Raw genomic sequence first — 13,422 nt, 5'->3', positions numbered from 1 at the left:
TATGGTAAATCTCGGACCTACCTCATAAACGTATCCGGACGGATAGGTCGTCCCGCCTTCTTGATCCGTTGTGCTCTTACACAATACTTTTCCGCAACGCAGACAGTGCTGAACGCCTTCCCAGGATGGAGGTCCGGCAAGGTGCTGAACCGGCTGACCGACTTCGGAAAAGTCTTGAGGAAGGAGAACCTTACGAACTTCCGCAACCAGCCGATGGGCATGATCTGCCGACTCAAGCTCAGAATCTTCCAGCACCAGGACCAAAAGTCCGAGCGCTCGAACAGGGTCGCCATTGGCTTCCTCAAGAAGCCGATGGGCAAACGCCTGAACTTTTGTTTGAAGCCGCTGAGAGTCCATGATTTATGCCTTCGTATTTCCCACGTTCCTCTATCTATCGGGTGATTCCAGGCATTCCATGAGCGCATTCCATCGACGGACACCATCTGGTCATGAGTTTTCTTGCGAGCACGAGATCGCAGGTTTCGTGCCACTCGTTCGTGGAGGTTTACCCTGATTGCCCGAATGACCCCTCTCACTCATTCACCTCCCCTACTAATCGCGGTAGACGCTCTCTCCTGAAACGGGAACGAACTCATATCCGCTCCAAACTCGATGCATTTCATATCTAGGGTCGTTTGGGAATGTACGATAGAGCCATAATAATCAAAGAGATGTATTGACTGACCGGCGCATATAGACAATGATGGCTCGGCTTCATCATGGATAGTCGTGTGCACTTCACCTTCACATGGCACACATGCATGTCTGATCGCTCCAACAGATTGAGTCACTCAGCCGATTGGCTCAATCTCCCATTTGATCCCTCCGTTGTTCTTATTCGGACACTTGGTTCGCAATTCTTGGCTCTTCGGCACGACTATGATCAGGTAATCCCGTCAGTCCGCGCTGGTACGCGTGGACTCCGACATGAGGAATGCCGAACAGCGCAGCGTCTTACCTGATTGACCATTTACCCGAGGGAGGATGTCCATGGACACATCACACACCGATCTCCTGCAGGATTTTTCTCTCGTCACAAAAAACTTTGAGCAACTGGGGCAACGGCTCTCGGAAGTGGCCGAGCAAGTCAGGACCACCGGCGTGCTCCCGTCCGAGAGTTTAATCGAAGAGATCACCGCCTCTCGCCGGAACTTCACCGACCTCAGGGCCCGGGCAATCGAACTCGTCGGAATGATGTCGGAAACCTCGAACGCCGCCGCAGAAGAAATCGGGTCGATGAAGGAACTTGAGGCCCTGCTGCAAGTGGCCGCAGAAGCCCAACGCAAACGCGCGCAACAGGAGAAAGCGCGCATGCGAGCGTTGACCGTACTCGATCGACTGCTGTCACTCGTGCATCGCGACCAACCGGACTTCGCGCCCCTCAGCGAATGCCAAGCAAAATCACGCGCCTTGCGTGAAGCTATTCACGACCACGCCGGCCCTGAACTCCACCCCGATGTCACCACACTGGCTCAAGGCCGCCATCCCTTAGCTGAACTCCTTACACTCATCGAAGGATACAACGACCTCGATGATGATCTCTGGCTCTTGCTCAAACATGCCGTGGCTGAAAATTTCGGGAAATCGTTGGCCATGAGCGCGGCACGCGGGAAACTTTGCCCCTCACCCACAAGGATGAACCCTGAACATCAGCCGGATGAGTTTCGCAATGGAATGAAAGCCCCTATGGTGCCGGCCACCTTCACCGACGGAGAAAGCGGGCCTCACTGAGGTTTACGCTCCTCACATCACGAGCCGCACAAGAGATTCCCTCGCAGGGCCGGAGATCATTGCACCATGCAACCCTCAATTTTACCGAGGGGCTCGACTCTCAAAACACCCGCTCCGGTTGTCTCACCCGCCTTCGTGTGATAGCTTGCATGTCAAAGGGATCCTCCATTCCATCGACTCACTATCTTATTGAGGCTGCGTGCTGACCGACCGATTGCCGAATGCGCGCCGGCGCATTCCCTCAAAATATGCTTGGCTTGTGGTGGCAGTGGTCCTCTCTGCTTGGCCGCTTCCCCCGGTAAGCCATGCGGAAACCGCCGCGTCTGCTTCCAATAAAATCACCCTCGACTTCAACGAAGTCGAGATTCCTGTATTTGTTCGCTTCATCAGTGAATTGACCGGCAAGAATTTCGTCCTCGATGAGGCGATCAAGAAGCTGGGCGGAAAGATCTCCGTGTTCTCGCCCACCAAAGTCACGCCGGACCAGGCCTACAGCATGTTTGTGGCCGCACTGGAAGTCAGCCGGATTGCCGTCGTTCCCAAAGGCAGCGTCTATCAGATTGTGCCGATGGGAGAACTCCCTCCTGAACGGGGTGTGTATGTGTACAAACTCAAACATGCGAATGCGACCGACCTGGCGGCGGTCCTGACCAACCTCGTCGCTCGCTCCCAAACGGTCGCGCAAACAGCCCCCGGTGCCAGGCCACCCCTGCGTCCCCTGACAGAATTCGAAGCTCCCGTGCAAGTATTCGCCGACAAAGCCACCAATTCCATCGTAGTCAGTGCCACAAAATCGGCCTATAGCCGGATCCAATCGGTCATTCGCGATTTGGACACCCGCAGGAAACAGGTCTTTGTTGAGGCCGTAATCCTGGAAGTGCAGGTCGATCGTCTCCGGCAGATCGGGACCGATCCCTTGCAGGTCCTCGGCGCCGGCAAATCAGGTGCTGTGCAAGGGATCGCAGGGCTCAATCGCGCCCCCGAAGACCTGGCGGCCATCGCCCAAACCATCAGCGGCGTGGCCTCAGGTGGCTCCGTTACCGTTCTCAACACCGTCAACATCCGGGCGTTTCTGAATCTCCTGATGAGCCTCACCGACACAAACATTCTTTCGACGCCTCAGGTCTTAGCCGCCGATAACCAGAAGGCCAAAATCGTCGTCGGTGAAAATCGTCCTTTCCCGACCGGACAGGCTCAGGGCATCACCGGGGGTACGTTGGTGACCATCGAGCGGAAAGACGTCGGCGTCACACTGGAATTGACCCCGCAAGTGCTGGAAGATGATCTGATCCGCCTGGAGCTCAAGCAGGAAATCACCGCCATCGCCGAGAACGTGGCCCAGACGATCGGGTCAGGCACGGCATCCATCCCGGTCGGCCCTACCACCACCAAGCGCTCGATGGAAACCACCACCATCGCGAGAGACAACCAAACCATCGTGGTGGGAGGACTCGTTCGAGACAACATCACCCTCAGTGAACGCAAGGTGCCGTTCTTCGGAGACATTCCGTGGCTAGGTTGGCTCTTCCGGTTTCAGAGTAAGCAAACCGAGAAACTCAATCTCCTTGTCTTCCTTACCCCGCACCTGATCCGCGACGAAAGCGATATCGCCGAGTTGAGCCAACGGAAAGCGAAAGAACTCACGATCATTCAACGCGATAACCGGATCGAAGAACCCACGCGTTTAAAGCAAGACGTCATCGAGCGTCTCGAGCAACCTGCGCCCAACCCTGTCGAGCCTGCTCACAAGACCCCCTAACCGGCAGCGCGCGCTCCCTGGCCCCTCCTCTGAGGGGTAGTATTCCAATGCATCAACCAGCTACCCTGTCGTGGATCACACAGGGCAGCACATGGCTCACGTTCTCCAGACCCGCTCCACCGATCGCTTTCCCGTCACCTACCCCGTCGTATTTGGCGGGGCTCCTTTTGTAGGCGAAGGCATGTTGACGGACCTGTCCGCCTCCGGTTGCGCGATCTCGTGCGATCGCACCGTCCTCTCCGGCAGCTATGTGCGGCTCAATGTCTTGATGCCTGATCAGTCACCCTCTCTGGCGATTGATCTCGCTAAGATTCGCTGGGTGAGGGGCTATGTGTTCGGCGTTGAATTTATCCGCCTTCCCATACGCGCCCATCAGCAACTCGACCAGGTCATCTGGACCCGCTTCCTCCGCTCCCTTGGCCGTCCCGCGCTCGCCTGAGCCATCATCGCATTCATGTACCGGCTTCGATTGACGGCCAGTGGCATCCAGGACTAGGCTGCTGTAAGACTTTTCCGATCCGGCTGACTCTAGTTCCATACCGTTTCTACCGAAGGAGTCGTATGGCCTCTCCTCGTCAGCCTCCTCCCGTCCCCCCCCCGCTCCTCGCTGAGCAGCAACGCCTTGATGAAGACGCCCAGCGTCAACGCCATTGGAAACGCTGGGGCCCGTATTTGAGTGAACGAGCCTGGGGCACCGTACGCGAAGACTACAGTCCGCACGGCACTGCGTGGGAAGCCTTCCCGCACGATCAGGCCAGATCACGGGCCTACCGCTGGAATGAGGACGGGCTCGCCGGCATCTGCGATCGCCACCAGATGATCTGTTTCGCCGTCGCCCTCTGGAACGGACACGATCCCATTTTGAAGGAGCGCCTCTTCGGCCTCACCGGCAATGAAGGCAACCACGGTGAAGACGTCAAAGAGTACTACTTCTATCTCGATTCCACGCCGACGCATTCCTACATGAAATACCTCTACAAGTATCCGCAGGCAGCTTTTCCCTATGCCCGGCTCGTGGAAGAGAATCGCCTGAGAAAACGCCAGGACCCCGAATTTGAGCTGGTCGACAGCGGGGTCTTTGACGACAATCGCTACTTCGACGTATTCGTGGAATATGCCAAGGCGACCTCGGAAGATCTCTGCATCAGGATCCAGATCGTCAATCGAGGCCCTGAAGCGGCAGAGCTCACCGTGCTGCCGACAATATGGTTTCGCAACACCTGGTCTTGGGGATCGGACATCCGGCGCCCGAGACTGAGACAGGGGGAGCCAGCCAACCGCATGAGCGTGATCGAGACGAATCACGACCACTACGGCCAACGACGATTGCTCTGCGAGGGGCAGCCGACGCTACTTTTCACGGAGAACGAAACGAATACCCGGCGTCTCTATGGCGACCAAGATGGCGCCAAGTACGTGAAAGACGGCTTCCATGACTATGTGGTGGCGGGAGAGAAAGATGCCGTCAATCCGGATCAGGTCGGCACGAAGGCCGCCGCCCGCTATGCGTGTAGGCTGGAACCCGGCACGACCAAAACGATCCGCTTGCGATTCACGAATGAAGAACGGATTCCGGAATTCTCCGCGCAAGAATTCGATGCGGTGTTTACCGCACGCCTTCGAGAAGCCAATGAGTTCTACGACAGCCTCGCGCCGGCCACGCTCTCAGAGGATGCTCGCCAGGTGCAGCGCCAGGCGTTCGCCGGTCTGCTCTGGAGTAAACAGTTCTATCATTATGAGGTCAATCGCTGGCTCAAAGGCGACCCCGGTATGCCAGAACCTCCCCGCGCGCGTCTCGGGGGCCGCAACGCCGACTGGACACATCTCTACAACGCCGACGTGATCTCGATGCCGGACAAGTGGGAGTATCCCTGGTATGCCGCGTGGGATCTGGCCTTCCATTGCATCCCGCTCGCGCTCGTCGACCCGACCTTTGCCAAAGAACAACTCGTGCTGATGTTGCGTGAATGGTACATGCATCCCAACGGACAGATTCCGGCCTACGAGTGGGCCCTGGGCGACGTGAATCCACCCGTTCATGCCTGGGCTGCCTGGCGGGTCTACAAGATCGACAAGAAACGCCACGGCGCCGGCGACCGGCGTTTCTTGGAGCGCTGCTTTCACAAGCTGCTGCTGAACTTCACCTGGTGGGTCAATCGCAAAGATGCCGACGGGAAGAACATCTTCCAAGGCGGGTTCCTGGGGCTCGACAATATCGGCGTATTCGATCGCAGCGCCCCGCTGCCGACCGGCGGCCATATCGAGCAATCGGATGCCACCAGCTGGATGGGCATGTATTGCTTAAACATGCTGACCATGGCCTTGGAGCTCGCCCGGGACAACCGCGCCTACGAAGACGTGGCCAGCAAATTCTTCGAACACTTTGTCTATATCTGCCGGGCCATGAACAACATCGGCGGGGAAAAGATCGAACTCTGGGATCGTGAAGACGGATTCTTTTACGACGTGCTGCATCTGCCGAACGGTGAGACGAGACACATGAAGGTCCGTTCCATGGTCGGGCTGATTCCGCTCTTCGCAGTCGAGACGCTCGACTCGGAATTGATCGACAGCCTCCCGCGCTTCAAGCATCGCATGCAGTGGTTTATCGAAAACCGGCCGGACTTTGCGCAGCATCTCGAAACTCAATCATATGACGGTGGCGTCCGGCGTTTTCTCTCGCTCGTCAACCGCGATCGATTACGTTCCGTGCTCGGCTACATGCTCAACGAAGAGGAGTTTCTCTCGCCCTACGGTATCCGTGCGCTCTCGCGCTATCACAAGGCCCACCCCTATATTCTTCACGTGATGGGTCATGAGCACCGAGTGGACTACGAGCCGGCTGAGTCAAGCACCGGACTGTTCGGCGGTAACTCCAACTGGCGCGGACCGATCTGGTTCCCGGTCAATTATCTCCTGATTGAATCGCTGCAGAAGTTTCATTATTTCCTCGGCGATCAGTACAAGGTGGAGTACCCGACCGGTTCCGGCCATCAGGCCACACTCTGGCAAGTGGCGGCAGAAGTGTCCCGACGGCTCACCCACATTTTCTTGGAAGATGCCTCCGGGAAAAGGCCGGTGTTCGGCGGAACATCGCGATTCAACGACGACCCGCACTGGAAGAATCACGTGCCCTTCTATGAATATTTTCATGGCGACAACGGCGCCGGCATCGGCGCAAGCCACCAGACGGGATGGACGGGATTGGTCGCGAAATTGATCCAGCAGTCGGGAGAATGAAGAAGCTGAGCGCTGACAACAAGGAGCCAGCTGTGAACATCAACGCCCAAGATTGCCAGAACCTGGACCGCGCACTCAGCCTCGAATGGCTCGAAACGAATGGGCGTGGAGGATTCTCCTCCGGCACCGTCGCGGGAGCCAACACTCGCCGATATCATGCGCTCTTATTGACTGCGCGCAAGCCGCCGAGCGAACGGTTCGTGCTGGTGAATCAGATAGAAGAATGGCTCGATCTCGACGGACAATCCTTCCCGCTCTCCACCAATTGCTATCCTGATGCTGTCCATCCGTCCGGCTATCAGTTCTGTACAGGGTTTACTGCCGATCCCTGGCCAACCTGGACATTCGAGTGCCGCAGCACAACAGTCCAACGTGAGATCTTCACGGTCCATGGACGTGATCTCGTCATCGTTCGCTGGAGATTGCTTGGCAAGAAAAAGCAGCGAGCGATTCTCCGCGTAAGGCCGAAGCTCAGCGGGCGCGACTACCACGCGACGCATCACGAGAATGGAAGGCTTTTGACGGAATCTTCGCTCGAAGCAGGGATCGTCACCTGGCAGCCCTATACCGATCTCCCTCCTATACGAGCGCTTCATTCCGGCGAGTATCGCCATGCCCCAGAATGGTATCGCCAGGTTGAGTTCTCCGTCGAGCAACAACGCGGACTCGACCATGCAGAAGATTGGTGGTCGCCGGGAGAGTTCACGTTCAACCTCACACCGGGATCTACCGAGACCTTGACCTTCACCAGCGAAGCCTTCGACGGGCTCGATGTCCCTGCCCTCACCAAGCGTGAGCGGGCGCGTCGGACCCGGCTCACGCAAGCTGCCCCGACCGCCGATCTTCTGGCTGGCACACTCTGGCGTGCCACGGACGCCTATCTGTCCGAACGAGGCGATCGGCAGACGGTGATCGCCGGCTATCCCTGGTTCACCGACTGGGGGCGGGATACCTTTATCTCGTTGCCGGGACTCTGCCTCGCGACCGGTCGATTGGAGGTCGCCTGGCAGATCATCGCCGCGTTCGCCGCCCATATCTCAGAAGGCATGATCCCGAATCGCTTTCCCGACGCCGGCGAACAGCCGGAGTACAATACGATCGACGCCTCACTGTGGTTCATCCATGCCATTGATCGCTACTTCGCTACGTCCCGGGACGACGCCCGTGTTCGCGACACGGCCTGGCCTGCCATTAAACAGATTCTCGATGGCTATCGGCGCGGCACACGTTACGGGATTCGAATGGACGAAGACGGCTTGATCACCGGGGGAGCTCCCGGTACCCAGTTGACCTGGATGGATGCCAAGATCGGTGACTGGGTCGTCACGCCGCGGCATGGCAAACCGGTAGAGATTCAAGCCTTGTGGGTGCATGCCTTGCGTGTCGGAGAAACCCTCGCCCGCCTGTTCGGCGAGGCATCGTACGCCGATCAATGCCGGGCTGACCGGCAACGAGCCATAGCCACATTTCAGCAGCGCTTCTGGTACGAACAAGGCGGCTACCTGTATGACGTCATCGACGGACCGGAAGGCAACGACACCTCCCTCAGGCCCAATCAACTCTACGCCATCTCCCTGGGCAAGGACCTGGTCCCGCGCGATCGTGCGCAACACGTTCTCCGGCTCGTGAAGAAACAACTCCTCACTCCGGTCGGACTTCGCACCTTGTCACCGGACGATCCGCGCTATCGTCCCCGTTATGAAGGAGGCGTGCTGGAACGAGACAGCGCCTATCATCAAGGCACGGTCTGGCCGTTTCTCCTCGGGCCGCTGGTGACGGCCTGGATCAAGAGTTTCGGGCGGAATGCTAAATCACGATCAGCAGCGAGAGGATTTTTGAATGGCCTCGAAGCTCATCTCGGCGAGGGCTGTCTCGGACAAGTCTCCGAGATTTTTGATGCCGAGACTCCGCATCAGCCACGCGGATGTTTTGCCCAGGCCTGGTCGGTTGCGGAGCCTTTGCGCGCGCTGATCGAAGATCTTGGAACCTCTGTGAGAATTCTTCAAACCCCAATGAAACCGAACACCATCCGGCAACGACACGTTTCGCCCCCACCCGTCGCCCCGAAGACAAACCGTTCGACCAAGGCGCCGAAGAAACCGCGCACGAAAGCCCGATCAACCCGTCAGGCTACATAAGCTCAATGCCAACTATTGCTGTGCGTATCTTTCATCGAATCCACAGTTTCGTGTAGGCACGTGCGACAGCCCGTCTTTGGGCGGCTGCCTACAGCGGCAGCTTTCCGACCCTACGGTCATACTCAGAATGCGAGAGAAGGGTGAACGACTGGCGGGGACCTGCCGTAAGGCGACGCGCCTGCCCGCGCCGCCTTACGACAACACAAAGTTCTAGCGGCGATTGGCTTGATCGCGGCGGCAGCTTTCCTCCGCCAACATCCGCTGACCGGCGGATGCATCTTTGGGAATGCGTGCCATACAGGCATCCAAGTTGTCTTCCACCGAACCGGTGGCGATACGGTCGATGTTCTTCGTTGTGCCGAACGTCGCACCGCTACCGGAAGACGACCCGCTCCCGGATGTTCCCGATGTTCCCATTGCGCCGTCGCTCGCACAGCCGCCAAGGAGCAGTCCAACCAATGTGATCACGCCGCGCAGGCCCAGTGAACGATCTGACATAACAATACCTCCTCAACATAAATAGAACACGACGAAATAGCCGCGCCATCCTACTGCGACGACGAGGGAAGAACAAGCCGGTTTTTTCAGAAGAACGCCACCGGGGCCCGTTCGATCAACGGAGTCCGCATAGCCGTGGCCGGACCGAGATAGCGCGCCATCCACAGTCCGGCCACGCGACGTCACGCACCTATTGCGGCGTGGCGGTCACTTTCGTCGCCTCTTTCACCGGCGGTTCAATCGTGATGTTGGGCCCCTGTACTCTGGGCAGCACCCCGGCGCCGGGCTTCTCCAAAATCCGCTGATTATCGTGATTGATCGATAAGCTCTGCTTGGAGTGGCTGTCATCGAACACCGCAGCGTTCGCCAGCGACGCTGCCCCCGTCGCATTGGTCTGACCGGGGTCGTTCGCGAGAGACTGTCCTTTGACTGGATCCATCGCGTTACCCATCGGATAGCCGGGATGCTTCGGCAGCATATCGGGATTGGCGAAAGCCGGCGAGATGGCCAACAGCAGGACCGCGGATGCGGCCACAACAATTCGTGAGGTCTTCATGGTGCAACCTCCTTGATAGTGGTGGGAGATACAAAAACGCCCTCGCGGGTATGGAACCAGCAGGGCGCATGGAAGCGGACAAGAAGAAGGGATACGTGAACAGCGGTGAGAAGGCTACCCCGGTCTCATACGACACCTCCGGGACACTTTCAGCATCGCTCCCCGAAAAGACGGAGTCAAGCAGGCACAAACCGGCTCACAATGGGCGCTTGGCGAGAATCAGGTCCGATACGGGAAAGCCAAGCTGCCTGGCCCGTTCGACCAACCGTTGGTACGTCGCATCATCTATGTGAGGCGTACGCGAGAGAATCCAGAGAAAACGCCGATCCGGCGTGCCCACCACGGAGGTGCGATAGTCGGGATCGAGATCGATAATCCAATAGTTTCCTTCGCGGGATGAGCCGAACAATCGCGCAAAGAAGTTGTCAAAGACCACCGTCAACCGCGCGTTGGTCTTCGGATCGACCACCGTCGCCACACCGTCGATCTGGTCGAGCCCGCCGCTCTCAGTCACACATTCGTTATGAACCCCGACCGCGCCGTCAGAGCGACTCGTGTAGATCGCTTTGGAATCGACGCAATGCCGTTGAAACCACATCGGCAGCCGCGCAATCTCGTACCATGTTCCTGCATAGCGGGCGAGATCCACGGACGACGCCGTCGGAAGCGGCGCTATAGACTGCATGCCGGCGCAGGCCGACAACACCATGTAGATGGCAGTCATGCCCGCGAGTGCGAAAGATTTCACAGCTGGCTCCTGTTTAAACTTCTCAGTGAGAGCCCCCCACAACTCCTGGACCATCGCCGAGAACAGTCTCACTCCGGAGGCGTACTATTTCGCAGGAGTGTCCGCATCTCCCAGAACGAGGGAGTCGGCTCGTTGACGTCCGGATGCTCCAAATCGATCTGCACATTGTAGAGCGGCGGTGTCGTGTTGGGAGATTGAGTGACCGGGTACCAACAATCATACTTGAGTCCCCACCGATCCCGATAACTCAATCGAAGATAGCCATGGCTCTGCGGTTTCACCCGTAGCGGAGTATCCGGCCCCAACACGAGCGAAGCCGCGTGCTTCTGGTAGCGCGGACCCTGGGGATAGACTTTCTTCACCGAAAAGCTGCCCTCCCACCCGCCGAGATGCAAGACGCAATCGTACGCGACCCCGCGCCCGACATTTTCGAGCTGCGGAATGAGGGTGAGTATACTCCCCGCGGTCATCGCAGACATATTGGTGACCCGGAGCATGGGCTGCTGCGCGCGGAAGTCGTCCCGAGTGTGCGCCGCGACCACCTGCCACACATAGTACGCAGCCCCACAAGCCGCGAACAGCACGAGAAACCCGATCAACCAAAGCCAATCCATATCCACTCTCTGTCCCATGAACAAGCTATATGCGGCTGAATCGGGGAAAAGCTACGTTCTGGCGAGAGAAGAGTCAACTGGGAGAAGGAACAGGGCTATCAGGAATGGGCGCGCACCAGGGCCTTTTATAAAAGAGGCCCTGGCGGCAGTGATGTTGGCTGACTGTAGTGTTACTGCACTTCGACGGTGATGGTCTGGGTAGCCGAGACAAGTTTGTGATCCTTGTTCGCGCCGGTTACGGTGATCTGGTGCTTGCCTTTGGTCAACCCCTTGAACGATCCGGGGAAACCCTTCTGATATTGATTGTCCAAATACACGTGGGCATGGGCGGCCTCGGACCCCTTGGTCAATTCATACTTCAGCTCGAAGCTGTCGCTGACCTTGTCCCCGTCCTTCGGAGACGAGATCACGATCTTCGACCCGTCCTCGATTGGGGCATCTGCCGCAAAGACCGGCATTCCAGTGAGTGCACCCACCAACGCAATACTCAGTCCCATGAATCCGATACGTTCAAACACTTGCATCACGACCTCCTTGTTTAAACCATTCAATCATCTAAATATCTTATCACCCCCTACGGAGTAATAGCTCGTCTGGATTCCTGTCATTGATCGAGGTCTGATCGAAGAAGGTATCATTGTACAGTACACCCTCTTCGATTTTCTCAGATCGTGCGGGCGGCGAGTGACCGGCCCTACCTGCTCCGCCTCAAGGTCGAACTTCGACCGGCCTACTCGGTCGTGAGTAAGTATTACGGCTAGGACCCAATGAACCTTATCTTATGTCGGCACTGCCTGCTACAATGCCCCAATGCTGCGATGGCGATCATTTTCTCGAGGCGGTAGGCTGACGTCCTTCGGATTGTGCCTGCTCGTCCTCTGTGTCGTGCCCTACTTGCTCGATATCGCCATCTGCGAAGAATCCTCCGCCTCGCCGCTGCATCAACCGACCTTGTTGGATGGGGAGGAGGTCAACTCCTCTGAAGATACCTCCGCACTCCTCTTGCATGATGGCCAAGTCGCAAATCTCATTCTACTTTCGGGCCACGCAAAGCATCAGCGGCCTGCCGTCGATTCAGTTCCGCTCACACCGCCCAATAACTTTGCCGTCGTATCGCTGACTTCTCGACCGCCTCCCTTTTCCTAGTCCGTCTCGGTTCAATCCAGCAGTCAACAGGCCGCGACGGATCATACTGCCACGAATGCGTGAGGTGTGGTCTCCACGCGCCGTTATGACGGAGTAGACGACTCACAGGAGGAAGCTCGCGTGGAAGCAAAAATTCTTATCGTCGAGGATGCGCTCGAGAGCTGGACGTTACTCAGCTCGATGCTCCTCACTCATCGCTATCAACCGATATGGGCGGCTGACGGGATTCAGGCCCTGAGCGAGGCCCGAAAACACCAGCCTGACGTCATTCTATTGGATCTTGGACTGCCGGGGGGAGATGGGTTTGTCGTCCTCGAGCGTCTGAAGAATAACCGGCTCCTGTCGGCCATTCCGGTTATTGTAGTGACGGCGCGAGCCCCCGAGGTGGCGGAACAGAAGGCAAGGGAGTATGGCGCAGCGGCATTCCTCCACAAGCCAGTGAAGGTAGATGCATTAATCGCGACCATTCGAGGCGTGCTCGGTCAGCCCGCGGGGGCGAAAGAGAAGAAAGATCGCATGGCCGAGCCGGTCACGCGAAAGCATCAACGGTTCGAGCGATCGGTGCCGGTCCGGTACCAGGGGACCGGGATTGCCGGTGAAGGAATCATCAATGACCTATCGCTGAGCGGGAGCCACATGACGGGGAATGCACCGGTCTCTGTCGGGATGGTCCTCACCCTGCACATGTTTGTGCCGGGAGATCCGGAGCCGTTGCTCGTTGATCGCGCCACTGTGCAATGGGTGAAGGGCTCTGAATTTGGGGTGGACTTTGGGGCGCCTCCGCCGAAAGTGGCCGAGCGACTCACCCAGATCATCTCCAGGCTGGCCAAGTTGCAACAGGACAACTCTCTCTAGTGTGGTGTCTCAATCATGGCTTTACAATGCTTGATCTTCTTCAGAATGTCGTCGACGGTTTTGGTCCACACGAACGGCTTGGGGTTCTTGTTATTGAGCCGAATGAACTCGTCGATCGCCGCAACCAACTCCGGCAC

Annotated in this window: 12 protein-coding genes; 7 read left to right on the top strand and 5 right to left on the bottom strand. The window is 57.7% G+C overall.

The window, feature by feature from the left end; translation table 11 throughout:
* Nucleotides 1-141: 141 nt before the first annotated feature.
* The 6 genes from Q7U39_11735 to Q7U39_11710 all read left to right on the top strand — a co-directional run bounded on the left by Q7U39_11735 (nt 142) and on the right by Q7U39_11710 (nt 8,868).
* The gene (locus tag Q7U39_11735; protein MDO9118621.1) at nt 142-402 is read left to right on the top strand and encodes a hypothetical protein; all 261 of its coding nucleotides are present in this window, start codon (nt 142-144) and stop codon (nt 400-402) included.
* A gap of 588 nt (nt 403-990) precedes the next feature.
* Complete coding sequence (locus Q7U39_11730; GenBank protein MDO9118620.1) at nt 991-1,731, top strand: hypothetical protein; 741 nt, start codon at nt 991-993, stop codon at nt 1,729-1,731.
* 199 nt (nt 1,732-1,930) lie between these two features.
* The gene (locus tag Q7U39_11725) at nt 1,931-3,490 is read left to right on the top strand and encodes a secretin N-terminal domain-containing protein (GenBank protein ID MDO9118619.1); all 1,560 of its coding nucleotides are present in this window, start codon (nt 1,931-1,933) and stop codon (nt 3,488-3,490) included.
* A gap of 91 nt (nt 3,491-3,581) precedes the next feature.
* A complete protein-coding gene (locus tag Q7U39_11720; protein MDO9118618.1) occupies nt 3,582-3,929 on the top strand; it encodes a PilZ domain-containing protein in 348 nt (115 codons plus the stop codon).
* Nucleotides 3,930-4,051: 122 nt separating this feature from the next.
* Complete coding sequence (locus Q7U39_11715) at nt 4,052-6,730, top strand: glucosidase (GenBank protein MDO9118617.1); 2,679 nt, start codon at nt 4,052-4,054, stop codon at nt 6,728-6,730.
* A 32-nt stretch (nt 6,731-6,762) separates the two neighbouring features.
* Nucleotides 6,763-8,868, top strand: a complete 2,106-nt coding sequence (locus Q7U39_11710) for an amylo-alpha-1,6-glucosidase (protein MDO9118616.1) — start codon at nt 6,763-6,765, stop codon at nt 8,866-8,868.
* 210 nt (nt 8,869-9,078) lie between these two features.
* Here Q7U39_11710 and Q7U39_11705 read toward each other — a convergent pair whose 3' ends face one another.
* The 5 genes from Q7U39_11705 to Q7U39_11685 all read right to left on the bottom strand — a co-directional run bounded on the left by Q7U39_11705 (nt 9,079) and on the right by Q7U39_11685 (nt 11,808).
* The gene (locus Q7U39_11705; GenBank protein MDO9118615.1) at nt 9,079-9,366 is read right to left on the bottom strand and encodes a hypothetical protein; all 288 of its coding nucleotides are present in this window, start codon (nt 9,364-9,366) and stop codon (nt 9,079-9,081) included.
* A gap of 190 nt (nt 9,367-9,556) precedes the next feature.
* Nucleotides 9,557-9,922 (bottom strand): hypothetical protein, encoded by a 366-nt coding sequence (locus Q7U39_11700; protein MDO9118614.1) that lies wholly within the window; start codon nt 9,920-9,922, stop codon nt 9,557-9,559.
* A 196-nt stretch (nt 9,923-10,118) separates the two neighbouring features.
* Nucleotides 10,119-10,670, bottom strand: a complete 552-nt coding sequence (locus tag Q7U39_11695; GenBank protein ID MDO9118613.1) for a lipocalin family protein — start codon at nt 10,668-10,670, stop codon at nt 10,119-10,121.
* Between the two features lie 68 nt (nt 10,671-10,738).
* Nucleotides 10,739-11,284 (bottom strand): hypothetical protein, encoded by a 546-nt coding sequence (locus Q7U39_11690; GenBank protein MDO9118612.1) that lies wholly within the window; start codon nt 11,282-11,284, stop codon nt 10,739-10,741.
* 170 nt (nt 11,285-11,454) lie between these two features.
* On the bottom strand, nt 11,455-11,808 hold the full coding sequence (locus Q7U39_11685; GenBank protein MDO9118611.1) for a hypothetical protein: 354 nt from the start codon (nt 11,806-11,808) through the stop codon (nt 11,455-11,457).
* Between the two features lie 742 nt (nt 11,809-12,550).
* On the opposite strand from Q7U39_11685, the gene Q7U39_11680 reads away from it, so the two are divergent.
* Nucleotides 12,551-13,285 carry a response regulator gene (locus tag Q7U39_11680; GenBank protein ID MDO9118610.1) on the top strand — a complete coding sequence of 245 codons (735 nt, stop codon included), beginning with the start codon at nt 12,551-12,553 and terminating at the stop codon, nt 13,283-13,285.
* Nucleotides 13,286-13,422: the final 137 nt, after the last annotated feature.

Source organism: Nitrospira sp. (assembly GCA_030653545.1).
Classification (GTDB): Bacteria; Nitrospirota; Nitrospiria; order Nitrospirales; family Nitrospiraceae; genus Nitrospira_D.
The sequence above is the reverse complement of the archived record's forward strand: the minus strand, read 5'-3'. Positions and strand labels throughout refer to the sequence as shown.

Coding starts and splice junctions, on each gene's coding strand:
- Q7U39_11730 (MDO9118620.1), top strand. CDS start 991: ATGGACACATCACACACCGATCTCCTGCAGGATTTTTCTCTCGTCACA.
- Q7U39_11720 (MDO9118618.1), top strand. CDS start 3,582: ATGGCTCACGTTCTCCAGACCCGCTCCACCGATCGCTTTCCCGTCACC.
- Q7U39_11715 (MDO9118617.1), top strand. CDS start 4,052: ATGGCCTCTCCTCGTCAGCCTCCTCCCGTCCCCCCCCCGCTCCTCGCT.
- Q7U39_11705 (MDO9118615.1), bottom strand. CDS start 9,366: ATGTCAGATCGTTCACTGGGCCTGCGCGGCGTGATCACATTGGTTGGA.
- Q7U39_11700 (MDO9118614.1), bottom strand. CDS start 9,922: ATGAAGACCTCACGAATTGTTGTGGCCGCATCCGCGGTCCTGCTGTTG.
- Q7U39_11690 (MDO9118612.1), bottom strand. CDS start 11,284: ATGGATTGGCTTTGGTTGATCGGGTTTCTCGTGCTGTTCGCGGCTTGT.
- Q7U39_11685 (MDO9118611.1), bottom strand. CDS start 11,808: ATGCAAGTGTTTGAACGTATCGGATTCATGGGACTGAGTATTGCGTTG.